Source organism: Vibrio pomeroyi (assembly GCF_024347595.1).
Lineage (GTDB): Bacteria > Pseudomonadota > Gammaproteobacteria > Enterobacterales > Vibrionaceae > Vibrio > Vibrio pomeroyi.
This window is the reverse complement of the sequence record NZ_AP025507.1, coordinates 314,519-336,811: the sequence shown is the minus strand read 5'-3', so window position 1 is coordinate 336,811 and position 22,293 is coordinate 314,519. Positions and strand designations below refer to the sequence as shown.

The following is a 22,293-nucleotide window of genomic DNA, read 5'->3' as shown; positions in this document are numbered from 1 at the left end:
TGATATTGGATCGATAGGGGATGATCAGTGAATCTGATGTTTCACGTTTCCTTGATCATCGTTCTGGGATTGGCTTGCCATAAAGCGGACATGCGATTCGATCAATTTTTCGGATTCTTGTAACCAGCGCGGCTCTTGTTGTTGATTCGCAAACTCCAACGCGAGCACACACAAATGCTGTACTCGCTGTGTACACCACTCTTGTAAGTCTGGCTCCGCTTTCGTGTCACAACACACGGCTTGAAGCTTACTGTAAGCGAACATTAGGTATTGATACGCTTTTTCTTGATGATGTGGCTTGTGGTCTGAATTTCGGTAGAAAGTAAAGATACGCAGGCACCCGTCTAACCAACATGCGATGCCTTTGCTTTGTTCATCTGTGATCAAAGGCCCCCAGAGTGCATCTGGAGGCGTTAAGATCAAAGGTTCTAACCGTTCCACTTGATCATGCTTTCGGTCTTTGTACCAATCTCCGACTCGCTCTAACCAAGTGTCTAGTTCATTCATGCAACGTTATCCCACTGTTTTACAAAGTGATTATCGGAGACTTGCTTGATTTCATGCTGTATTTCACTGCTCTGCTCTCGAATACGATCAGCGTCTATGGAATAGTTTGGCTCATTTTTTACGAGTTCGCCAAATGGCAGATCAGGATCTGGTACTGCAGAGATCAACAGTTTGGTATATGGGTGCTGCGGATTCGTTAAGATCGACTGAGTTGATCCCCATTCAACGATCTGTCCTTTGTACATCACCGCGGTCTCTTCTGCGATGTAATGAGCGGTAGCAAGGTCGTGAGTAATGTATAAGAAGCCTATTCCAAGCTCTTTCTTCATTTTTTGCATGAGATTGAGCACGCCAAGTCGAATTGAAACATCCAACATCGAGGTCGGTTCATCGGCAAGAATGACTTCAGCCCCTACCGCAAGCGCTTTGGCTAGGTTAACCCGCTGTCTTTGGCCGCCACTGAGCTCGTGAGGGTATTTCGCGAGCGTTTCGATGGGTAACTCCACCAGCGTGAGCAATTCCTTGAGGCGTTCTTCTAGAGCTGCTTTATTGGCGACTTGCTTATGAATCTTAAGCGGGCGAGTTAAGTGGTGCTCTATGGTGTGAGTAGGATTGAGTGAGCCAAATGGGTCTTGAAACACCATTTGCACACGGCTGCGGTAATCCAAGATGTCTTTGCGGCTCTTGAGCGTAGAGATGTCTCTGCCGTTGAACAAGATTTCTCCCTCTGTCGCAGGGTAAACCTTGGTCATCAGCCTCGCGCAGGTGCTTTTCCCGCAACCGGACTCGCCAACCAGTGCCAGCGTTCTTCCTGCATATAGGTCAAAACTCACGCCGTGCAGCGCTCTGAATATCTCTTCCTTGCCAAATCCACCGCCAACTGTGAACTCTTTGACGAGGTTTTTTACTTGAAAAATAGGTTGTGACATAGAGCTCTCCTAGCACGCTGTCGCGTGAGCATGTTCGTGAATATTAGGGAAAGAACTCCATAGCTTTTGGGTGTAGGAGTGCTGCGGATTGTTGCGAATCTCGTAGGCTTGATTGATTTCAACGATTTGGCCATGGCGCATGATGGCAATGCGGTCACACAGTTGGCTCATTAATGCTAAGTCATGAGTAATGAAGAGGATTGAGAAGCCAAATTCCTCTCTGAGTTGGTGTATCTGCTGCAAAATCTCTCGCTGCACAACCACATCTAAAGCCGTAGTCGGCTCATCCATGATGATCAGCTTAGGGTTGAGGGCGAGGGCAATAGCAATCACCAAACGCTGACGCATGCCGCCACTGAATTGGTGAGGATACTCTGTGAGCCGGTTGCGCGGAATGTTTACCAGGTCGAGTAACTTTTCTGCGCGATCTTTGGCTTGTTCATTGCTCATAGTTTTGTGGTGGCGCAGCACATCGGCAAATTGTTCTTCGATGGTTAATACAGGGTTGAGTGAATTCATCGCACTCTGGAACACCATGGCAATCTCGCTCCAGCGCAAGGTATTCAAATGGCTGTCTGATAAGCTCAGCAGGTCTTGTCCACCAAACAGTATCTGGCCTCCGGATATGAACGCGGGCGGCTTATGCAGACGGTTAATGGCAAACGCGATGGTACTTTTGCCACAGCCAGATTCCCCGGCTAAACCAAAAATCTCACCTTGACCGATGCTAAAGCTGACGGATTTGACCGCGTTGAAATCACCGTCATCGGTGATGTAGTCGACACATAAATTCTTCACTTCGAGAAGTGGTGTATCTGAAATTCCCACAGACATGATAAATACTCAGTTATGATATTGATAACTATTATCATTAACATGTGTTGAATTTAGTGAAAGCGATGAGCACAAAAAGAATGAAGTGCCTCGAAATTTATCTTGGGTTATTTCACGAATTTTCAGCGGAAAAGAAGAATTGGGAGAGGGGAAAATGAGAGTTGGATCAAACCACATTTCTTATGGGGAATCTTTTAAATGTAATTGCAGAAAATGCCTTTGGCAAAGTTTAAATGAGGCATTTATTAATTAGGTTTGTGAAGCGTCGGAATCATCACATTTCAGTACAGATTTTCTTAACAAGCGAAATAGCATTTGCTACAGATTACCTGTCCATTACATGGTGCTTTTCGGAGGAAAACATGTCCATTAATTCTATCAACCATGATGAAATGACAAATATTGCAAACAAGTGGGATGCTGAAGAAGAAGTATCTTTCAAACCAGAAAAGAAAATGAAGTCCGCTGAAGCTCGTCGTCGTATTGAGGCTCTAAGAGAAATTAGAGAAAGCGGTTTGAGTCTGGAAGAAGCGAGGGAGCTAGGCCTTATTCACTAATAATCCCCATTGCATTTAGAAGGGTGGCATCATGCCACCCTTTGATTTATAAGTACTTTTTTATAACTCCTGTCTATGTGAAATCAATAGCTTGATTCTCTTCTCTAGTTTGCAGCTTCGTTATGCCCTTTTTGAAATCACGTCCTTCAGACTAAAAACACGCCCATGGCATACTCTTTAACCAAGTTGTTTGACAGCAATATGCAACGCCACTAATTTTAAAGTTAAAGCAAAAATATGCGATGTCGTTGGTAAGGAGAAGGCTATGTCTAATTCTGTGGCTCAAGCCAAAGAAGTGCTATTTTATGAACCTGAAGATCCAAACGGATACCTGTCAAATTTTGCAGCTTGCCCCATCAAGGTTGATGATCAAATTTGGGCAACCAGCGAACACTATTATCAAGCTATGAAGTTCTCCTGCGAAGTACTTCGCAATACTATTCTGCAAGCTAGCACACCTGCTGAAGCATTCTCTTTGAGCCGTGACTACGAAGACCAAGTTCGTGAGGATTGGTATGAGATTCGTGTTGAAGTGATGCAGTTCATCGTCACCGAGAAATTCAGACAGAATCCGCAGTTTGCTCTGTTTCTTACCAATACCGGAGATTCGGTGATCAAAGAACATTCACACAAAGACCATTTTTGGGGCGATGGCGGTGATGGCACTGGCGAGAATCATTTAGGTAAGATTCTGATGGCGGTGCGTCAACAGCTTCGTACTCAGCAACTGCATTTGATTGCTGCGCATTAATCCATTGACCTGCGGTTGTTCCAAATTAAGTAGGTCGATTACGGGTAAACTCTTTTAGCCCTTAAAGACGAATCGAAAAGGCCGCCCTGTTTAGCTTGTGTGCTTAACAGGGCGGGCTTATAAGTTTAAGAGCGAGTTAGGTATCGAAGAGAGCTAAAGTGCGTTACCGAAGCTATACGGTGACGCTGTGTTTATAAGTGGTGCTGTTGTTATAAGTAACTCTGTACGATGTCGTTGAGCTGTCCATCGTCTTTCATCTGGTCTAGACGTTGGTTAATGAAGGTTTGCAGTTTAGGGTCCATCTCAGGGTCGAACGCCAAATGGATAGGGTAGTTATTAATGACTGAACCGAACTCTTGCATCTGGTAGTCATCGATACTCAGCTTCTGCTCGTTTAGGTTGTATTTGATTCGTGATTCCATTTCCACGAACACAGTATCGCCAGGTGCTCGGTTCAGGACACGAAACGCAGCGGTGTAATCTTTAACTCGAATCTCGTTGAGCTTGCCTTGTTGGATGTATGGCTCTAGGTTCGGATACTCAAACCCCACCAGCAATACCACTGCTTTTCCGTCTAGATCGTCGATTGTATTGAACTCAAACGGCTTTTTACCGCTGCTGAGTAACACGTGTTTTACATTGTAAATCGGATCTTCAGACAGGTTAACAGATTGGATATTTCCCCAACTTGGACTGCCGTAGGTTACCCAATTTGGGTTCTCTCTAGCATCGAGCTTGTCGATCATTCGGTTAAAAGGGTAGGTGTGGTAGTTGATCTCATATTGGCTGTCATCGAATACCGCCTCAACAATATCCGATACCATTCCTCTGTGAGATGACCCGTCAGTTTCGATCTGAAAAGGTTGCGCTTGGCTCGCAATAATGTAGTAGTGAAGAGGTTCGCTTGCAAAAGCATAACTGCTTGAAAACAAACTGACTATGGATGCAACGATAAGATGTTTTTTCATAACCTTCCCTAGTTATTTGATGAATGACTACTATTATACTAGTTGAGTAATTGTAGTTTGCTAGGATAACAATAATGGTAATTTGTGTATGGTGAAAAAAGGAAAACGCTATATTGGACTCTCCCGACAGTTGATCGGGGTAATCATCGCAATCAGTACCTTATTCACAGTCATAGTGACAGGTCTGGGATTATATGTGGAGTACCAAAATCGAGTTTCTTTTATCAGTTCTCAGATCGAACAGGTTAAAGCTGGCTACCTCTCTGGTTTAACGGCGAGCTTATGGGTGGAAGACCGAACCCAATTGTTTGTACAAGCTGAAGGCATCTCTCGTTTACCCTCTGTTAGTTATCTTCTAATAGAAAGCCCCGATGAAAAAATTCTAGAACTAGGCCGACCAACCACTGGCCAGTCTTACTCTCAATCTTGGGAGATGGTGCACCAAATGGGTGGCAAAGACTTCCCATTAGCAACGCTCACGGTGCAATCTGATTTAAGTATGATCCTTAATGACTTCGAAGAACGGGTTCTGTTATTACTCGCTTTCGAAGCGGTCAAAGTTTTCTTACTTTCTCTGGTGTGTCTAACGATAGTGTATCGTCTAGTCGTGAAACGCCTGATGGCCATGTCCTCTCAGATCAATCAACAACAGGTTGAAGACAACAAGCCGCGCTTCTTAACCCCAACCGATTCTACTTACAAAGATGAGATCTCGACGCTAGAGAGCAGTTACAACCAGTCGATTGAACGCATTCGTCAACAGTACCAAGAACTGGAAAAAGCCAAAGATATCGCCGAGGTGGCTAACCGTAACAAGAGTGAATTCTTGGCTAATATGAGTCACGAGATCCGTACCCCAATGAATGGGATTATCGGGCTTTCATCTTTGCTTTCTGAAATGGATATGCCGAAAGAGCAAAAAGAGTATGTCAACATGCTCAACACCTCTTCACTCACGCTGCTCGATTTAATTAATGACATCCTCGATTACTCGAAGATTGAAGCTGGTCGACTTGAGCTTCAGCAAGAACCGATGAAAATGATGGGTATCGCTGCTGATGTGGAATCGACGTTCCGAGTTAAAGCCGAACAGAAAGGGCTTAGATTCCAACTCGCGATTGATCCTAAGATCCCAACCATGGTGATTGGCGATGGCACTCAGCTCAGACAGGTACTAAATAACCTGGTTGGCAATGCTATCAAATTTACTGAGCATGGCCATGTCACGTTGTCGCTTCATTTAGAACAAGTGATTGAACCGGAGCAAAAGCTGAGGGTTCGATTTGAGGTGACAGACAGTGGTATCGGCATTGCGGAAGACAAACAGCAATCGGTATTCGATAAGTTCCAGCAAGCTGACGGCAGTACTACACGTATTTATGGAGGCACAGGACTTGGTCTCACGATATGCGATAAGATCGTGACCTTGATGGGCAGCAAGCTTGAACTGACCAGTGTCGAAGGCAAGGGCAGTACATTCTATTTCGTGGCCGACTTTGATCCGTGTTTAGAAGCGGACGAGAGCAACATCGACTTTAATAAGGTCTCGGTATTGCTGGTGGATGATAGCCAGTTGAACATGCGTATAACGTCCACACAGCTGCAATCCTTCGGTGTTAAGTCTGAGTGCTGTGAAACGGCAAACCAAGCGCTAGAGTTGGTTTCAGAGTCTGTGGCTAAGTCGTCGCCTTACGACTTAGTGCTGATTGATAAAGTGATGCCGTCGGTTGATGGCTTCCAACTGGCAAGAAGCTTGGTCGAGCGCTTTGGTAGCGAGTGTCCTAAGTTAGTGATGATCTCCGCCGACCCAAGAAAGCAAGATGAAGTTCGCGCGAAACAAGTAGGGTTCGTCGCTTATATCGCTCGCCCTTATCAGGACAACCAACTTAAGTGGACGATCAGTGAGGTGCTTGCGAGAGCGGCTGATACTTCAACCTTCACCTACCCAAATCGAGGTGAGGTGGCGTTTAAAGACAATGAACCGGCACCAGTCACCAAACCTGCGGCTGTTTCTAAGCCAGCACAACCTGAGAAAGTGGCTTTAAAAGAAGAGCCAAAACCTGCGGCGGTCACGGCCTCTTTTAGTGGCAAAGTTTTAGTCGTGGAAGATTCGAGAGTGAATCAACAAGTCGCCAAGATGATGCTTAAGAAGCTGGGCCTTGAGGTTGATATCGCCGACAACGGGGAAATCGGTGTCGAGAAGTTTAAAGCCAATGACTACGTGATGATCTTTATGGACTGTCAGATGCCTGTTCTTGATGGCTTCGAAGCAACTAAGCAGATCCGAGTGCTGGAAGAGGGCTCTTCACAACATATTCCTATCGTCGCACTCACGGCCAACGTCGTGCAGCGAGACAAGCATTTGTGTTTTGATGTGGGTATGGATGAGTTTTTACCTAAGCCTGTTAATCAAGGGAAGCTGAGAGATATAGTGGAGAGCTTTTTAACTAAAGAAACCGACTCAACGAGTGAAGAGAGTGAGCAAAAAATTGTCTAGCTTGATGTGAGTTATATACCACCTCCTATTAAGACCTAAAGCATCATCGTGCTTTGGGTCTTTTTTATGTGCCGTTAGAAGGGATTGGAGCCCGTCAGTTAAGAGCCCCCAGTTAAGAACTGTGAACATTGATCGCTAGCTCACTTTATTAAACTCATGCTCAAGCTTCATTTCTTTGTCATACAGTTTTACTTCGGCTTTGCTAATGTAAAGTGACGACCCATCAAGGATTCACCCACATCCCATCCATCACCTGTTGTACCTCTGCTATTTGCTTTTATTGAAACCTAATCAATTGAAAGGGCTATAAACATGAGTAAAGTAATCGCAACTCACTCTGAGTTAGACAAAGCAACGCAACTATTCGACGACTTTTTAGCGGGCATGCCGGAAATATCAATCAATACCGCTCACACCGATGCACCAAGCAGCATGAATATCAATGACAGTGAAGAAGTGCAGGCTTATCTCAAATACTCATTCTCGCAATATCTCGACTCAATCCCTCAGCCAGACACCCACAACGAACCTGAATTGAAGCCTCATACTCAAGTGTTGCTGACACTGGATGAAAGTGGTTACCCAGTTACTGCAGTGAGTGATGGAGACGGTGAATTAGAAATTCTGATTTGGGACAACGATTACGATGGCATTGTTGATCATGTATTGCCAAAACCAGACGGCAGTTGCGGTATTTTGACTAACCAATACACCACCAAAGATTTGGTGGCGATCGAGTGGGCGAGCGCCATTATGGACGTGAACCTAAATAGCTTTGAGTTTGAGCGCACGACTATCTCTCTGCTCTCTGAAAACGAAATAAAAATCGAACAAATAGGCGCGGCCCCCAAGACTGAGATCATCCATGCATCGTCTGAGAACGCGATTAATATGCTTCATGCGATTGAGCAAGAGTTTAGGTACATCCATGGCCACACCTAAGTGGCGTCTACGGTTGGTTTTCCGCCCGAGAATGAACACATTGAAACTTTGACGTGGTCGATTACATCTAAGTGAAAAGCTGAAGGAAGCGATAAAGGTGGTCTACTTGGGTAGACCACCTTTTTGTTTGTGTATGTTTGATCTTCGTTCTGTCTGTTTAGACTTAGTCTCTGTCGATAGCGAAGGGAGACCACGCTTGTCGAGTCGGCATCACCTCGACTCGGTTGATGTTGATGTGCTCTGGCAAGGTCGCAATATGAAACATTTGCTCAGCGATATCCTCAGCTGACAATGGCGTCGTGCCTTGGTAAAGGTTGTCTGAAGCCATCTGATTACCTTTGGTTCGAACTAGCGTGAATTCCGTTTCTGCAATGCCAGGAGACAAGTCAGTCACACGTACTCCTGTGCCTTGTAGGTCACAGCGAAGGTTATAACTAAATTGCTTTACGAACGCTTTGCTGGCTCCATACACATGGCTGCCTGGGTAAGGCCACTGTCCGGCGATTGAGCCAACATTGATGATAGAGCTCCCTGCGCCTTTTTTAATTAACGTCGGCAGCAGTGCATGCGTGACATTGACCAACCCAGTGACATTAGTGTCGATCATGGTGTGCCAATCTTTTAAGTCCACATCAGGTGCACCTTCTGGCGCTAAGGCGAGGCCTGCATTATTGACCAATGCGGTAATCGATGAAAATTCAGCAGGTAGTGAATCAATGGCTTGTTTTACGGCGTCTGCGTCTCGAACGTCGAGTTGAATCACATGCACAGGCACCGTTAATTCTTCCTTTAGGTCGAGTAACCTTTCGATACGACGACCAGACAACACTAATGACCAGTTATCTTCTGCAAAACGCTTTGCTGCCGCTTTGCCGAAGCCCGAGGTAGCCCCTGTAATGAACGCTATCTTATCCATAAGTAAATCCTTCTAATTTGAAATTAACATAAGTAGTGCCATGCCGATCAAAATCGGCGCGGTCGTTGTTTTTGCAGACAAGTTCGGCGCTGATAGATACAATTTTTGCCCGAGTAGATTGCCAATCAAAGCTGCAGGTAAGAGCCATAAACCAGTGATAAACGATCCTTGGTTAAATGCGCCAATCCACATGAAGCCGATCAGCGAGATCGCGGAACTCAGTAGAAAAAACACAATTGCAGTGGCTCTCTGTTCACTGGTTTCAATGGTCAGGTTCATCAAATACGTCACTAACGGAGGCCCTCCCGAAGAAGCGGTAGTCATGCTGAACCCGGAAATTGCCCCAGCCCAAAATGCGTGTCGCTGGTGTAGCCATGTGAGGCGAAAATCACAAATGATTAATGAGCCAGCGACTAAAGACATCATCGCGATAAAGGCCTTTAAGCCTGATTCAGATATCGTGCTAATGAAGTACAGCGAGAAGGGCACCGCAACCAACATGCCAATACACAGCGGTGTAATAAGTTGAATGTTGATGGTGGACTTACTTCGTTTGAGCAGAGGAAAAGTACTTAAAAAGTCCAACAGGATCGCAATGGTCACGGCTTGCAGCGGCGGAACAATAAAGCTGAGGGATAGCGCTGCGATAATCGCAAACCCAAACCCTGAATAGCCTCGCACCACGCCTGCAAACAGAATTAATGTCATCGCCACGCCCATTTCCATTATTACTCACCTCTTTGTTGTTGCGTGCTTGTCTACTGTTGTAGCTGCTGTTCTTCATTCGCATTTGATGAGATTTGTCTCGTCTGCCTTTCAATCTATTCACCCCTAAGAATTTTGAATAGAGCCAGTTCGACGATTGGATTGGGTCAGGTTGTCGGTTGGAAAGAATGTGGGCTCGGGCTAATTTCACTGGCCCACGGTTTTGTTGAAACTGACACTATGCGGTCTGCCCTGTTTGGGATGAAGATTACTCCATCCGATAGCGCAGCCTTTTCAATTTGGTGTTTCGCGTCTTCCATCTTTGAAGGCGTGCTTGGCACAAGGGGCTGTGAATCTAGTGTTGTTAATGGAGACGATGAAATGGAAGTATCAACAGAACAGTTAGTGAACCAAGATATTATCGACCTCGACAAGAGCGTATTTCATTCTTGGTCAGTTCAGGAAGCGGCTGAACCTATCGCCATTGCGGGTGGACAAGGCTGCAAGATGTGGGACTACGAAGGCAAGGAATACCTCGATTTTAGTAGCCAGCTCGTCAACACCAATATTGGGCATCAGCACCCACAGGTGATCAAAGCCATTAAAGATCAAGCGGACTCCTTGGTGACCGTTGCACCTGCGACTGCCAACCTTACTCGTGGTTTGGCGGCGAAACGCATTTTGTCGAAAGCGCCAAGCACATTTAAGAAGGTGTTCTTTACCAACGCAGGAGCAGACGCCAACGAAAATGCGATTCGCATGGCGAGACAATTTACAGGGCGCGATAAGGTGTTATCGGCTTACCGTTCTTATCATGGCAATACCGGAACAGCGATAGCGGCGACGGGCGATTTTCGTCGTATTCCAAACGAGTATAGCCGTGGGCACGTTCACTTCTTCAATCCATTTCTCTATCGAAGCGAGTTCAATGCGGCGACTGAGGCAGAAGAGAGTGAGCGTGCCCTGCAGCATTTAGAGCGAGTGATTGAGTGCGAAGGGCCAACGGCGATTGCGGCGATTATCTTAGAGACGATTCCCGGAACAGCAGGCTTTCTCATTCCGCCTAAAGACTACCTTGTTGGTGTGCGTGAGCTTGCAACCAAGTACGGCATTCAATTGATCTTCGATGAAGTCATGGTGGGTTTTGGCCGAACGGGCAAGTGGTTTGCGTTTGAGCACTTCAATGTTGTGCCGGATCTGATTACTTTCGCGAAAGGGGTTAACTCGGGCTACGTTCCGGCTGGTGGCGTGGTAGTCAGTGAACCGATTGTTGAGTACTTTAAGTCGAATTTCTTTATGGGCGGCTTGACGTATTCTGGTCACCCTTTGGCGATGGCTTCTATCGTTGCAACGCTTGATGTGATGGAGCAAGAGGGCATTGTCACACATGCCGATAATGTCGGTAACAGCGTTCTAGGGCCACTTCTACTCAGCCTTCAAGAGTTGCACCCGATGATCGGTGATGTGCGCGGGAAAGGAATGTTTTGGGCGGTAGAGCTGGTGGAAGATCGTGAAAGCAAGACTCCATTGAGCAATGAAAAAATGGGCAAATTGAAAGCGGAACTAACCAAACGAGGCTTGTTGACCTTCATTGTGAATAACCGCATTCACGTCGCTCCGCCTCTGGTGATTCAACCGAGTGAAATTAAGAAAGGCGTGAAGATCATTGATGAAGTTTTGCTTGAGCTCGCTTCTTAATTCTTCAAAAGATAGCTAACACAGAAACACAGGTACTTTGGTAAAGGATTCCCCGCCCTTTTCAAAGTGCTTATTTTTACTGAGTGCTTAGCTTTGAGTGCCTAGTTTTTAATTGATTAGGAATAGACGAAAAAGAGCATCGATTGATGCTCTTTTTACGTTATTGCTTGAATAACAGCGTCCATATAACCCTTTGTGGTGCTAGCTCTTCATTACCTCTGACAGCTCTTTAATACCGGGTGCAATCAAGTCTTTGTCGATGGCGTGAAAACCTAATCTGAAATAAGAATTGGGATCAAATTCAGATGAAGTTTCATTGCTCAACTTCGTTTCGGGATCGGTCATGAAGTGAGAATAGCCCGTCTCAATCAAAATCCCTTTTTGTGCGGCTCGTGACGCTAAGCGCTGGCTATTGATGTGACTCGGCGTTTGTAGCCACAAAGAGTTGGCTTGCTCACTCTGAGCCAGTCGCTTACAGTCTGGTAAGTACTTTAAGACTGCATCGTTGATCAGCTTCCAGCGTTGGCGCGTGTTTTCTCTAAAGCGCCTCACAAAGCTGTCGTAGTAGCCTTGTTCAATAAAGTGAGCCACTTCCATTTGAACGCGGCTTGGTGCATGTCGATACATCAACCTACGCAGTATTCTAAGGTCGTAGATTAGCTCTTCAGGTGCCACTATATAGCCTAATCTCAAGCCGGGTGCTAATAGCTTAGAGAAGCTGCTGACGTAGATGACACGTCCTTCCTTATCACTGGCTTTCAGCGCAGGTTTAGGGTTCCACTCCACGTTGCACTCGGCGTCATAGTCATCTTCGATAATCACTGCATCATTGGCTTTGGCCATCTCAAGTAACTGAGCTCGACGTTCGTCACTCATGGTCACGCCTGTGGGCGCTTGGTGACTGGGTGTGACATAGAAGTGATCACACAGTGAAGAGTGCTCATTGAACCTCAATCCTTGTTCATCCACTTGATGAGGGTGTAACTGTGCACCAGAGAGATTAAAGATGTGGTTCGCTTCTTTGTAACCGGGGTTCTCGACACCGACTCGGCTCTGATGATTCATCAATAAGGTGGAGAGCAGATAGAGCGCGTTCTGCGAGCCTAGGGTTATTAAAATCTCATCACTTTGAGCATGAATACCTCGCTGTGGGAGTACTCTTGTGCGTATCTGTTCCACCAGCATATCGACGTCTTTATCAACCTTATCGCAAAGCCAGCGGTGATCATGTGGGTCTGAGGTGACCTTTCTTGTCGCTTCTCGCCATTGAGCTAATGGGAAGTCATTGATAGAGGGTTGGCCAAAAATAAACGGGTACTGGTAACAACTCCAATGCGAAGGTTTGACGATGCGTGGGTATTGGCCCAATTGCAGCTTAACGCGTTTGCTCCAATCCGGTGCATTGTCGCTGTCGGTTGATTCAAAATGATCCAAACTCGCATCGATAGTGTCACTCGGATTTTGATACTTTTCTGAAAGGTAATAGCCACTGCGAGGCTTACTGATGAGGTAGCCATCGTCGAGTAAACTGTCGTACACCAAGGAGACAGTATTGCGTGAAACACCCAATTGGCTAGAGAGCTTACGACAAGACGGAAGCGCTTGTTCTGCCGGAAAAATACCATTCAATATCGCCGTTACCAAATAGCTACGTACTTGTTCTTGAAGGCTTCTTTTGGAATCAAACTCGATGAAACAATTGTGATTTATCGCCATGAGATACAGCCCTTATTCTCAGTGAACCTCGGTCCAATCTGTATAAAAGAGCAAGAAATGCGCCAGAGTTCATATTGATGTTCTAGGGACAGTTTTTTGCTATCTCTCAACCCCGAAAATTACTTTGTCCCAAACCAGAAAATCGCTCTGTCCCAACCTGAAAATTAAATTGGCTCTACGTCTCCGATGCATTCCGTTCATAAAGTAAAGGCAGGCAAATAATCTCGATAAGGAAAGCGTATGAAACAGGGAATGACGATGAAGGCATGGGTTTCAACAGCGGCAGCGACAGTTGTACTGGGTTGTTTTGGTGTGGCACAAGCATCGGAGCTTGCTGCCATCGAAAAGCAAGGCTTCATGAAAGTGGCGACAGAAGATAACTATTCGCCATTCAACTATATCGACCGCGGTAAGCCGGCGGGGATTAACAAAGATTTGCTTGATGAGTTACGTGAATATTCGAAGTTCGATATTGAACAAGAGATCTTACCTTGGACAGGGTTACTCGCTTCGGTATCAGCCGGTCAATATGATGTGGCGTTAACTGGCGCGATCATTACCGACGCTCGCTTGAAGGCCTTTGACTTCACACCACCGATTGCTTCAGCGCAGCATTATTTCTTAACCAGAGCTGATGCGGAAGACATTAATACGGTAGCGGATTTAGATGGAAAAACCGTGGGCTTACAAGCGGGCAGTGCTTTGCTAGAGCGACTTCCAGAGCTCGAAGTGATGCTCGAAGCACAAGGCAAGTCTTTGGGCAAAGTCGTTCAGTACCAATCCTACCCAGAAGCGTATTCAGACTTGGCAATCGGCCGCATAGACTACGTGATCAACAGTGTGGTTTCCGTTAACGAGGTGGTGAAATCCAAGTCGAAGGTGTTCAAAAAAGGTGAGGCAGTCTCTGGTCCTGGTTTCGTGAGCTGGCCTGTTCCTAAAGAGAACCCTGAGCTTTTGGCTTATCTAACGGAGTTTTTCCTGCACCTAGAGCAAACAGGAAAAATGGCGGAGTTGCAGAAGAAGTGGTTCGGTGAGTCGTTCGACCAACTGCCTTCAGAGGCCATCACTTCCGTTGAGCAGTATCACAAGCTAACAGCAGTCCAATAGACGGATAAGCATGCGTTGACACAAACAGTTAACGGCTGTTTGTGTCCATGCCAATGGGTTCAAAGCGGTTTAACCCATGAATCATTTGCGCAAAACCTATCGAAAGAAGTCGCTCATCAAAGAGGTCGTTTATGGATTATTACGCTTGGGAACAATTGCTACAGGGTGCGTGGGCTACGGCATGGATATCGGCAGTCTCGATTGTATTAGGTGTCGTCATCGGGCTAGTCATTGCCTTGATTCGAATGATGAAAATCCCGTTTGTGGATCAAATGCTGGGTATCTATGTCAGTTGGGCCCGAGCAACACCCTTGGTGACACTGGCTCTGTTTATCTTTCTTTCGTTCCCGTCATTTGGCATCAATTTAGATAAACACGTTTCTGCCATTTTAGCGCTCACACTCAACACATCGGCATTCAATGCTGAAATTTGGCGCAATGCCTTTCTTAACTTTTCAAAAGGGCAAATGGAAGCGGCCGAAGCGATTGGCATGCGACGACTGACTTACTTCCGCCGAATCATGTTCCCGCAGATGGTGATCATGAGCTTGCCTGCGCTTGTCAATGAGATGTCGTTCTTAATCAAAGGCAGCCCTGCGATTGCAGTGATCGGTATCGTTGATCTAACCCGTGTCACCAACCGAATTGCAGCGGTTACCTATGAGCCACTCGGGCCAATCTTATGTGCTGGTGCCATCTACATGTTGATTATTGGCGTGTTGGTGAAGCTGCAAGCTGTGGCTGAAAATCGAGCCACTTATCTGCAGCAATAAGTGTATACAGCTGTTATCAGCAGTAGTCACAGTTTAGCTGTCATAACTACTTGGTCAGCAACACCATTTACCTGCTTGTGAAGTGTCATTGAGTGGGTAAATTTAAGGAGTAAATATGGAAGAATGGAATATTATCTGGCAACAAAAAGAGCTGTTTGCTTCTGGTTTTTTGACCACGTTTTATCTTTTTGTTTCGTCTTCAATCTTGAGTTTCGTCATAGGTATTAGTTTGTTGTACTGCCTCGAAAACTCGAGACTCGGTGTTAAGTACACCATCAACAGCTTGATAGGCATGATGCGTACCTTGCCGTTTCTGATTTTAGCCTACCTGCTCTATTACGGTTTGCCTCAGATTGGCATTCGACTAGATGCAGTGACAGCGGGAATCATCGCGCTCAGCCTCTATCATGGTACGTATTTCTGTGAGATTTTCCGCGGTGTGCGCAAAGGGTTAGAGCCTGGCTACATCGAAGCGGCGCACGCTTATGGCTTTTCTAAGCTGAAAACCTTCACCCGAGTCATCACACCCAACGTGTTATTTAAGTCGGTTCCTCTGATCACTAACCAACTTATCATCTGCTTAAAAGACACCGCGTTTCTTAGCATCATCACCGTCGCAGAAATTACCGCGGCAGCCAACAGTATTCAATCGACCTACTTCATCCCATTGAATGCCTTCATCATAGCTATAGCGCTCTACTGGGCTGTGAGTATTGCACTTGAAACCATCACCAAACGAATCCAAACCAAAGTTGAACTTAGAGGGCTTAGCCATGCTTAAACAATCAGAGATTATTGAAACAAAAGCACCGATTAACCCCTCTTTGGGAGTGAACTTGGAAGTGATTGAGTGCGAGCCACTGTTGGAAGAGCGCGAGACGATCATCAACATTGAAAACTTGTCGAAACAGTTTGATGGCATCGAAGTATTACGAGACATCAACCTCACCATCAACAAAGGCGATGTGGTCAGTATTCTCGGCTCGTCAGGGTCGGGAAAATCGACGTTATTGCGCTGCATGAATTGGTTAGAACAACCAGAACGCGGCACGATCTTCATGGGTGATGAGCGTATTGGTATCAACTCTGAAACGGGTAAGCCGCTCAAATACAAAGAGTTGGCGAAACTTCGAGAGCGCCTTGGGATGGTCTTCCAAAGCTTCAACTTATGGCCGCATCTCACCGTGTTGCAAAACGTCATGGAAGCGCTGGTACACGTGAAGAAAATAGCGAAACCAGACGCTGAAGAGATGGCTCGCAAGCAACTCGATAAGGTTGGGATGTCTCACAAGCTAGAGAGTTACCCAAGTATGTTATCGGGTGGACAAAAGCAACGCGTCGCGATTGCTAGGGCGCTCGCTATGGAACCGGATGTTTTGCTGTTTGATGAGCCAACCTCGGCGCTCGACCCTGAATTGGTCGAAGAGGTGTTACTGGTGATGAAGAAGCTATCGCAAGAGGGTTACACCATGGTGGTAGTGACTCATGAAATGGAATTCGCGCGTCAGGTGTCGGATCAAGTGGTATTCCTTGAGAAGGGCATATTGATTGAGAAATCTAACCCAGAGAAGTTCTTCACTAACCCAGACTCACCAAGGGTAAGGCAGTTCCTCAAGCTTGATTCATGAACTAGATGATTTACATCACCTTAATGTTTGAGCGTTAAACCCAAAACTCCGACCTAATCAGTCGGAGTTTTTGTATGTGTGGGGTTCTTCTCTCAAGCAGACACAGCATTACCCAATGCTATCAATATGGATCACCACAGAATCGGGTCGCCAGTATTCCAGTTCGCAGTCCATTAACTCACCATCTTGTTTGTAGTTCACGCGGCAGATCTTAAGAACAGGTTGCCCTTCTGCCAAATTTAACGCCTTAGCGACATGCGCAGGGGCTGAAGTAGGAATCACATCAAAGCGGGATCGTTTTGTCTCATAGCCGTATTTTTCTCGGTAGATACCTGTCAGCGACATGGTGAGATTTTCCGACAATATCTTTTCAAACAGGGGCGCTTTCAAGATGTTTTCAACGAACAGTACCGCTCGGCCATCAATAAATCGTAATCGCTCAATCACGTGTATCGGAGTGATCTGTTCTATCTCTAATGCTTTGGCGTAATCGCCCGCCGCCATCTCTGTGCGGGTGCTCAGCAGTCTGGTTTCTGCTATGCGATCTTGTTCGCGAATCATTTGATGAAAGTGAGAACGTGACAATGGGTTGTAGCGAATACGTTCGGGCGACACATACCAACCTCGGCGCTCTTCGCGGTATATCAGCCCCTCGGTTTCTAACGACACTAACGCATCTTTGAGCGTGATTCGTGTCGTGGAAAACAGCTCACTGAGCTCTCTTTCAGATGGCAGCTTTTGCCCCTCGGTGAAGATGCCAGATTGAAGCTGTTCTCTGATGCTTGCCTTAATTCTGCCTAGCTGTGTCCCTGATTGCCCTGTTGCCAATGTTCTCATTACTGATCTAGTCCATAAGTTCGTGTGTTCAATAAGGTAAACCACGGAGTTAACAGGAATGTGACAGTAAACAAAGGCTTATTGTCATATGAGTGAAATATAACTGCCATGTAAGTGCATCTGAACTGTCAAATAAGTTGCGCGAAAGCGTCATATTCTGGCGATAGCATACAAAACGAACTTACTGACCTAGTCCAGAGGGATAGAGACAATGAAAACTTTGCTTAGCCGTTCAACTGTATCGCCAGCCAAACTGAGTGGTTTACCTGCAAAACTGTTAGGTGCGACGCTGATAACGGCAACACTTTCAATGCCAGCGATGGCGAAGGATGCTGATCTTGAGTCACTGATTGAAGCCGCTCAAAAAGAGGGCGCGGTTTACAGTGTGGGCATGCCAGACAGTTGGGCAAACTGGAAAGGCACATGGGCTGATCTGAAAGCGAACTACGGTTTGAAGCATCAGGATACAGACATGAGCTCGGCACAAGAGATCTCGAAATTTGAAGCAGAGAAAAGAAACGCAACCGCAGATATCGGTGACGTTGGTTTCGCCTTTGCACGTGTCGCAGTGCAGAAAGACGTAACACAGCCATACAAACCAACAACTTGGAATGACATTCCAGACTGGGCGAAAGACAAAGATGGTCACTGGGCTTTGGCTTACACAGGCACTATCTCGTTCATTTCCAACAACAACCTTGTTGAAGATGCACCTAGATCTTGGAGTGACCTACTAGAAGGCGACTACAAAGTCACAGTTGGTGACGTAGGCGTAGCTGCGCAAGCAAACAACGCGATTCTAGCGGCTGCATTTGCTAACGGCGGTGACGAATCAAACCTAAAACCAGCGATTAAATTCTTTGGCGAGTTAGCGAAGCAAGGCCGTCTGTCTTACACAGATCCAAGCATCGCAAACCTTGAAAAAGGCGAAGTAGAAGTGGCGATCATGTGGGACTTCAACGCATTGAACTACCGCGACAAGATCGACCGTGAGCGCTTTACGGTAAGCATTCCACAAGATGGCTCAGTGATCTCTGGTTACACCACCATCATCAACAAATACGCGAAAAACCCGAACGCGGCGAAGTTGGCTCGTGAATACATCTTCAGCGACCAAGGCCAAATCAACTTAGCAGAAGGTTACGCACGTCCAATCCGTAGCAGCGTTACGCTACCTCAATCAGTACAAGACAAGCTGATCTCGAACGAGCAATACAGCAACGTTCATCCAGTGACTGACTTCTCAGCATGGGAAAAATCAGCACGTCGCCTGCCACGTCAATGGCAAGAAAGCGTATTGATTCACCAACAATAATCCCGCTTAACACGCCACCTGTAACGGGTGGCTTATAGACACAAGCAATAGAGAATAGACCATGAGCAATAAGGTTATCCTTGTTGTTCTAGATGGACTGAATTATCAGGTAGCCCGTGATTGCATGGGCTACCTGAACGGTCTTCTAGAACTTAAAGATCTTCATGAAAAACAGGGCACTTCGCAGAGCACGCAAAAAAACAAACTGCGCGCGACACTTTACCCAATGCAGTGTGAACTGCCGTCTATGTCACGCCCACTGTATGAGTGCATCTTAACAGGAGTTCGCCCCGTTGAGAGCGGCATCGTTAACAATCAAATCGTACGATTGTCGAATCACGAGTCGATCTTTAGCTTGGCGAAATCGCAGGGCAAAGTGACGGCTGCAGCGGCATATCACTGGGTGAGCGAGTTGTATAACCGAGCGCCATTTGATGCGGTGCGTGATCGTTTTACTAACGATGAAAGCATGAACATTCAACACGGCTGTTTCTACCACTGGGATCACTACCCAGATGAAGCCTTGTTCTTGGATGCAGAGCATCTGCGTGTCACTCATCAGCCTGATTTCTTATTGATTCACCCAATGAACATTGACGATATTGGACACAAGCACGGGTTGGATTCTCGCCAGTACCGAAACAGTGCTCGTGGTGCGGATATCTACCTGTCGAACTACCTTGAGAAATGGGTAGACGATGGTTATCAGGTGATCATCACCAGTGACCACGGCATGAACAATGACTTGTCTCACGGTGGGATTCTGCCTGAAGAGCGTGAAGTGCCATTCTTTGTGATTGGCGATAAGTTCACACACCAAGAATGTTCAGTGAAACAGACGGATATTTGCGGCAGTGTGTGTCAGTTGCTCAACCTTGAACACGATAAATCTTACACTCAGGAATTGTTGGCCCTATGAGCAGTTCTGTAATCACGCAGAGCGATGGCTCTGCGCTTAAACCTCAAACCAAATCTTGGTTCAAACGCCTCAAGCCCGCTTTGTGGCTTGCGCCTTTCACACTGTTTTTCTATCTGTTCCAACTGGCACCTATGGTTTGGGTGCTGATCAACAGCTTCTTCTACGACGATGAGCTCTCTCTCGAAAACTACTCTGAAATATTCGATTCTGCCTTCATGATGCAGGCTTTTGGTAACAGTTTATGGTTGTCGATTTGGTCGAGTATCGTTGGCTTGGCGATTGCGACTCTGTTGGTCTCTTCACTGCGTCGCGTTGATTCTAAAATCCGCGATGCGGTGATTGCCTTCACCAACATGAGCAGCAACTTCTCTGGCGTGCCTCTGTCGTTCGCTTTCATCATCATCTTAGGCACCAATGGGGCGATTACCTTATTGCTCAAGCAGTATGGATTGCTGGGTGATTTCGACTTGTACGGCAAGTGGGGCCTGCTGGCGATTTATATCTACTTCCAGATCCCATTGGCGGTTTTGTTGTTGTATCCAGCGTTCGATGCCTTGAGTGACGACTGGCAAGCCGCCTCAGCACTGCTTGGTGCGAAAACCTGGCAATACTGGACCAAAATCGCGCTGCCTGTGCTGTCTCCTGCCTTGTTTGGCACCTTCATCATCTTGATTGCTAATGCGATTGGTGCGTATGCGAGCGTGTATGCGTTGACCTCAGGCAACTACAACGTGATTACAATTCGAATCGCGAGCTTGGTATCGGGCGACTTGTTCTTAGAGCCAAACCTAGCAGCGGCAATTTCCGTGATTCTGATGGCGATGCTGGCCTTCATCACCGTGATTAACCAATGGCTGATCAGCAAAAGCTATGCAGGGAAGAGAAAGTAATGAACACCGTAAATACTCGCTTTCATAAAACTGTGGTTTATTCGATCGTTGGCATCATGATGATCCCGATCCTAGCGACTTTCATCTACTCGATCTCTTCGCGTTGGGGTGCGACGATCTTGCCTGATGGTTTTACTCTGGATTGGTACATCAACCTGTTGACGGATCCTCGCTTCTTACAAGCCTTTGGCCGTTCATTGTTTATCTGTGTGGCGGCGCTATCACTGAGTGTGGTGTTGGTTCTGCCTGCGATTTTCGTGGTGTTTTACTATTTCCCGAAGCTCGACAAGGTGATGAATATCCTGATTTTATTGCCGTTCGCAGTACCGCCAGTAGTGTCGTCTGTTGGCTTGCTCCAGCTGTATGCGGATAGCGAAATCTCCTTGATAGGCACACCATGGATCCTGATTGGTACTTACTTCACCATTGCTCTTCCATTCATGTATCGCGCGATTGCCAACAGTTTTGAAGCAATTAACCTGCATGACTTGATGGACGCTGCTCACCTTCTCGGTGCAAGTACCACCAAGGCATTCTTGTTGATTATTTTACCAAACCTTAAGAAAGGCTTAATGGCATCGTTGTTCTTGTCGTTCTCGTTCCTATTGGGCGAGTTCGTGTTCGCTAACATCTTGGTCGGCACACGTTACGAGACGCTGCAAATCTACCTATACAACATGCGTCAAACCAGTGGTCACTTTACGTCAGCCCTTGTGATGACGTACTTCCTGTTTATTTTCTTACTGACTTGGTTGGCAAGTCGTTTCAGCCAAGGAACCAAATAATGAGCTATGTAAATGCGAAAAATCTCACCAAGCGCTTTGGTGACAATACAGTATTTGAAGACATTGAATTTTCCATCGAGAAGGGTGAATTCATCACGCTGCTTGGCCCAAGTGGCTGTGGTAAATCAACACTGCTGCGCAGCTTGGCTGGCTTGAATCCGGTCGATGGTGGTGAAATCTGGGTGAATGGTGAAGAGATCACTCACCAAGTGCCGCAAGAGCGTGGCATCGGCATGGTGTTTCAATCTTATGCGTTGTTCCCGAACATGACGGTCGAGGGCAACATTGCGTTTGGTCTTAAGATGAAAAAGCTTGCTGCTGACGAGATTAAGCGCGAAGTTGCGAAAGTGATTGGGCTGGTGGACTTAACGGGCAAAGAGAAGTTTTACCCGCATCAGTTATCGGGCGGTCAGCGTCAGCGTGTGGCTTTGGCAAGAGCCTTGGTGGTTAAGCCGCGTATTCTATTGCTCGATGAGCCACTTTCAGCGCTGGATGCGAAGATCCGTAAACATCTACGTCAACAGATCCGAGACATCCAAAAAGAGATGCACCTGACCACGATCTTCGTGACTCATGATCAAGAAGAAGCGATGATCATGTCTGACCGTATCTTCCTGATGAATAAAGGCGAGATCGTCCAAGCCGGTACACCTGAAGAGATCTACACTCAACCAGCCAATGAGTTTGTGGCAGGGTTCATGGGACACTACAACTTGGTACAAGCGAACAAGGCTAAGCAGCTGTTTAATATTGAAACCGAGTGGAAAGTGGCGATTCGCCCTGAATCTATCTACGTTAAAGAGCAAGGTCGACATTATGGCGAACATATCTCTGCGCCGAAAACCGGCACCATTCGCAACCACCAGCTGTTGGGCAACGTGATTCGCTACCAAGTGGACGTTGATGAGTGTGAACTGACGGTCGACTTACTTAACCGTTCTTCTGAACGATTGTTGGCAAACGGCAGCCAACTTGAACTCCTGTTTAACCTTAACGAAATTCAACCTGTGAGAGCCTAA

General features: G+C 46.5%; 22 protein-coding genes. 14 read left to right on the top strand and 8 right to left on the bottom strand.

Annotated features, from left to right (window positions below):
- Positions 1–24: 24 nt before the first annotated feature.
- The 3 genes from OCV12_RS17710 to OCV12_RS17700 are packed head-to-tail and all read right to left on the bottom strand — an operon-like array spanning position 25 to position 2,270.
- Positions 25–507: a transcriptional regulator gene (locus OCV12_RS17710; RefSeq protein ID WP_261886733.1), complete on the bottom strand. Its 483-nt coding sequence runs from the start codon at positions 505–507 to the stop codon at positions 25–27.
- Complete coding sequence (locus OCV12_RS17705; protein ID WP_261886732.1) at positions 504–1,436, bottom strand: ATP-binding cassette domain-containing protein; 933 nt, start codon at positions 1,434–1,436, stop codon at positions 504–506. The genes OCV12_RS17710 and OCV12_RS17705 overlap by 4 nt, the downstream gene beginning before the upstream one ends.
- A 9-nt stretch (positions 1,437–1,445) precedes the next feature.
- The gene (locus OCV12_RS17700) at positions 1,446–2,270 is read right to left on the bottom strand and encodes an ABC transporter ATP-binding protein (RefSeq protein WP_261886731.1); all 825 of its coding nucleotides are present in this window, start codon (positions 2,268–2,270) and stop codon (positions 1,446–1,448) included.
- A gap of 362 nt (positions 2,271–2,632) precedes the next feature.
- Here OCV12_RS17700 and OCV12_RS17695 point away from each other — a divergent pair, with 362 nt between their 5' ends.
- Both OCV12_RS17695 and OCV12_RS17690 read left to right on the top strand, forming a co-directional pair.
- Positions 2,633–2,827 (top strand): PA3496 family putative envelope integrity protein, encoded by a 195-nt coding sequence (locus OCV12_RS17695; RefSeq protein WP_004736928.1) that lies wholly within the window; start codon positions 2,633–2,635, stop codon positions 2,825–2,827.
- A 190-nt stretch (positions 2,828–3,017) separates the two neighbouring features.
- Positions 3,018–3,578 (top strand): NADAR family protein, encoded by a 561-nt coding sequence (locus OCV12_RS17690; RefSeq protein WP_261886730.1) that lies wholly within the window; start codon positions 3,018–3,020, stop codon positions 3,576–3,578.
- A 209-nt stretch (positions 3,579–3,787) separates the two neighbouring features.
- On the opposite strand, the gene OCV12_RS17685 is transcribed toward OCV12_RS17690, so the two are convergent.
- Complete coding sequence (locus OCV12_RS17685; RefSeq protein WP_123283671.1) at positions 3,788–4,546, bottom strand: substrate-binding periplasmic protein; 759 nt, start codon at positions 4,544–4,546, stop codon at positions 3,788–3,790.
- 88 nt (positions 4,547–4,634) lie between these two features.
- On the opposite strand from OCV12_RS17685, the gene OCV12_RS17680 reads away from it, so the two are divergent.
- Together OCV12_RS17680 and OCV12_RS17675 are read left to right on the top strand one after the other, a co-directional pair.
- On the top strand, positions 4,635–7,043 hold the full coding sequence (locus tag OCV12_RS17680) for a response regulator (protein ID WP_261886729.1): 2,409 nt from the start codon (positions 4,635–4,637) through the stop codon (positions 7,041–7,043).
- Between the two features lie 312 nt (positions 7,044–7,355).
- On the top strand, positions 7,356–7,985 hold the full coding sequence (locus OCV12_RS17675) for a response regulator (RefSeq protein WP_261886728.1): 630 nt from the start codon (positions 7,356–7,358) through the stop codon (positions 7,983–7,985).
- Between the two features lie 163 nt (positions 7,986–8,148).
- On the opposite strand, the gene OCV12_RS17670 is transcribed toward OCV12_RS17675, so the two are convergent.
- The gene (locus OCV12_RS17670; RefSeq protein WP_017630963.1) at positions 8,149–8,901 is read right to left on the bottom strand and encodes an SDR family NAD(P)-dependent oxidoreductase; all 753 of its coding nucleotides are present in this window, start codon (positions 8,899–8,901) and stop codon (positions 8,149–8,151) included.
- 12 nt (positions 8,902–8,913) lie between these two features.
- Complete coding sequence (locus OCV12_RS17665; RefSeq protein WP_261887140.1) at positions 8,914–9,609, bottom strand: sulfite exporter TauE/SafE family protein; 696 nt, start codon at positions 9,607–9,609, stop codon at positions 8,914–8,916.
- Positions 9,610–9,987: 378 nt separating this feature from the next.
- Here OCV12_RS17665 and OCV12_RS17660 point away from each other — a divergent pair, with 378 nt between their 5' ends.
- A complete protein-coding gene (locus tag OCV12_RS17660) occupies positions 9,988–11,304 on the top strand; it encodes an aspartate aminotransferase family protein (protein WP_261886727.1) in 1,317 nt (438 codons plus the stop codon).
- A 201-nt stretch (positions 11,305–11,505) separates the two neighbouring features.
- Here OCV12_RS17660 and pdxR read toward each other — a convergent pair whose 3' ends face one another.
- On the bottom strand, positions 11,506–13,020 hold the full coding sequence (gene pdxR, locus OCV12_RS17655; RefSeq protein WP_261886726.1) for a MocR-like pyridoxine biosynthesis transcription factor PdxR: 1,515 nt from the start codon (positions 13,018–13,020) through the stop codon (positions 11,506–11,508).
- Positions 13,021–13,260: 240 nt separating this feature from the next.
- On the opposite strand from pdxR, the gene OCV12_RS17650 reads away from it, so the two are divergent.
- The 4 genes from OCV12_RS17650 to OCV12_RS17635 all read left to right on the top strand — a co-directional run bounded on the left by OCV12_RS17650 (position 13,261) and on the right by OCV12_RS17635 (position 16,528).
- Positions 13,261–14,127: a transporter substrate-binding domain-containing protein gene (locus tag OCV12_RS17650; RefSeq protein ID WP_017061226.1), complete on the top strand. Its 867-nt coding sequence runs from the start codon at positions 13,261–13,263 to the stop codon at positions 14,125–14,127.
- A 131-nt stretch (positions 14,128–14,258) separates the two neighbouring features.
- Complete coding sequence (locus OCV12_RS17645; RefSeq protein WP_176679065.1) at positions 14,259–14,900, top strand: amino acid ABC transporter permease; 642 nt, start codon at positions 14,259–14,261, stop codon at positions 14,898–14,900.
- 115 nt (positions 14,901–15,015) lie between these two features.
- Positions 15,016–15,681: an amino acid ABC transporter permease gene (locus tag OCV12_RS17640; RefSeq protein ID WP_261886725.1), complete on the top strand. Its 666-nt coding sequence runs from the start codon at positions 15,016–15,018 to the stop codon at positions 15,679–15,681.
- A complete protein-coding gene (locus tag OCV12_RS17635; protein ID WP_315972805.1) occupies positions 15,674–16,528 on the top strand; it encodes an amino acid ABC transporter ATP-binding protein in 855 nt (284 codons plus the stop codon). Before OCV12_RS17640 ends, OCV12_RS17635 begins: the two co-directional genes overlap by 8 nt.
- A gap of 108 nt (positions 16,529–16,636) precedes the next feature.
- Here OCV12_RS17635 and OCV12_RS17630 read toward each other — a convergent pair whose 3' ends face one another.
- Entirely contained in the window at positions 16,637–17,365 is a 729-nt protein-coding gene (locus OCV12_RS17630) for a UTRA domain-containing protein (RefSeq protein ID WP_261886724.1), read from the bottom strand.
- Positions 17,366–17,576: 211 nt separating this feature from the next.
- On the opposite strand from OCV12_RS17630, the gene OCV12_RS17625 reads away from it, so the two are divergent.
- The 5 genes from OCV12_RS17625 to OCV12_RS17605 all read left to right on the top strand — a co-directional run bounded on the left by OCV12_RS17625 (position 17,577) and on the right by OCV12_RS17605 (position 22,293).
- Positions 17,577–18,680 (top strand): ABC transporter substrate-binding protein, encoded by a 1,104-nt coding sequence (locus OCV12_RS17625; RefSeq protein ID WP_261886723.1) that lies wholly within the window; start codon positions 17,577–17,579, stop codon positions 18,678–18,680.
- Between the two features lie 61 nt (positions 18,681–18,741).
- A complete protein-coding gene (locus tag OCV12_RS17620) occupies positions 18,742–19,599 on the top strand; it encodes an alkaline phosphatase family protein (RefSeq protein ID WP_261886722.1) in 858 nt (285 codons plus the stop codon).
- Positions 19,596–20,489 carry an ABC transporter permease gene (locus OCV12_RS17615; RefSeq protein ID WP_261886721.1) on the top strand — a complete coding sequence of 298 codons (894 nt, stop codon included), beginning with the start codon at positions 19,596–19,598 and terminating at the stop codon, positions 20,487–20,489. The genes OCV12_RS17620 and OCV12_RS17615 overlap by 4 nt, the downstream gene beginning before the upstream one ends.
- Positions 20,489–21,274, top strand: coding sequence for an ABC transporter permease (locus OCV12_RS17610; RefSeq protein WP_004732591.1), 786 nt, complete (start codon positions 20,489–20,491; stop codon positions 21,272–21,274). Before OCV12_RS17615 ends, OCV12_RS17610 begins: the two co-directional genes overlap by 1 nt.
- A complete protein-coding gene (locus OCV12_RS17605; protein ID WP_261886720.1) occupies positions 21,274–22,293 on the top strand; it encodes an ABC transporter ATP-binding protein in 1,020 nt (339 codons plus the stop codon). The genes OCV12_RS17610 and OCV12_RS17605 overlap by 1 nt, the downstream gene beginning before the upstream one ends.

Excerpts from the sequence above, each read along its gene's own strand:
- OCV12_RS17710 (WP_261886733.1), bottom strand. The coding sequence starts at position 507 with ATGAATGAACTAGACACTTGGTTAGAGCGAGTCGGAGATTGGTACAAA.
- OCV12_RS17685 (WP_123283671.1), bottom strand. The coding sequence starts at position 4,546 with ATGAAAAAACATCTTATCGTTGCATCCATAGTCAGTTTGTTTTCAAGC.
- OCV12_RS17610 (WP_004732591.1), top strand. The coding sequence starts at position 20,489 with ATGAACACCGTAAATACTCGCTTTCATAAAACTGTGGTTTATTCGATC.
- OCV12_RS17705 (WP_261886732.1), bottom strand. The coding sequence starts at position 1,436 with ATGTCACAACCTATTTTTCAAGTAAAAAACCTCGTCAAAGAGTTCACA.
- OCV12_RS17670 (WP_017630963.1), bottom strand. The coding sequence starts at position 8,901 with ATGGATAAGATAGCGTTCATTACAGGGGCTACCTCGGGCTTCGGCAAA.
- OCV12_RS17615 (WP_261886721.1), top strand. The coding sequence starts at position 19,596 with ATGAGCAGTTCTGTAATCACGCAGAGCGATGGCTCTGCGCTTAAACCT.
- OCV12_RS17620 (WP_261886722.1), top strand. The coding sequence starts at position 18,742 with ATGAGCAATAAGGTTATCCTTGTTGTTCTAGATGGACTGAATTATCAG.
- OCV12_RS17635 (WP_315972805.1), top strand. The coding sequence starts at position 15,674 with ATGCTTAAACAATCAGAGATTATTGAAACAAAAGCACCGATTAACCCC.
- OCV12_RS17680 (WP_261886729.1), top strand. The coding sequence starts at position 4,635 with ATGGTGAAAAAAGGAAAACGCTATATTGGACTCTCCCGACAGTTGATC.
- OCV12_RS17675 (WP_261886728.1), top strand. The coding sequence starts at position 7,356 with ATGAGTAAAGTAATCGCAACTCACTCTGAGTTAGACAAAGCAACGCAA.
- OCV12_RS17695 (WP_004736928.1), top strand. The coding sequence starts at position 2,633 with ATGTCCATTAATTCTATCAACCATGATGAAATGACAAATATTGCAAAC.
- OCV12_RS17630 (WP_261886724.1), bottom strand. The coding sequence starts at position 17,365 with ATGAGAACATTGGCAACAGGGCAATCAGGGACACAGCTAGGCAGAATT.
- OCV12_RS17640 (WP_261886725.1), top strand. The coding sequence starts at position 15,016 with ATGGAAGAATGGAATATTATCTGGCAACAAAAAGAGCTGTTTGCTTCT.
- OCV12_RS17625 (WP_261886723.1), top strand. The coding sequence starts at position 17,577 with ATGAAAACTTTGCTTAGCCGTTCAACTGTATCGCCAGCCAAACTGAGT.
- OCV12_RS17700 (WP_261886731.1), bottom strand. The coding sequence starts at position 2,270 with ATGTCTGTGGGAATTTCAGATACACCACTTCTCGAAGTGAAGAATTTA.
- pdxR (WP_261886726.1), bottom strand. The coding sequence starts at position 13,020 with ATGGCGATAAATCACAATTGTTTCATCGAGTTTGATTCCAAAAGAAGC.
- OCV12_RS17660 (WP_261886727.1), top strand. The coding sequence starts at position 9,988 with ATGGAAGTATCAACAGAACAGTTAGTGAACCAAGATATTATCGACCTC.
- OCV12_RS17645 (WP_176679065.1), top strand. The coding sequence starts at position 14,259 with ATGGATTATTACGCTTGGGAACAATTGCTACAGGGTGCGTGGGCTACG.
- OCV12_RS17665 (WP_261887140.1), bottom strand. The coding sequence starts at position 9,609 with ATGACATTAATTCTGTTTGCAGGCGTGGTGCGAGGCTATTCAGGGTTT.
- OCV12_RS17605 (WP_261886720.1), top strand. The coding sequence starts at position 21,274 with ATGAGCTATGTAAATGCGAAAAATCTCACCAAGCGCTTTGGTGACAAT.
- OCV12_RS17650 (WP_017061226.1), top strand. The coding sequence starts at position 13,261 with ATGAAACAGGGAATGACGATGAAGGCATGGGTTTCAACAGCGGCAGCG.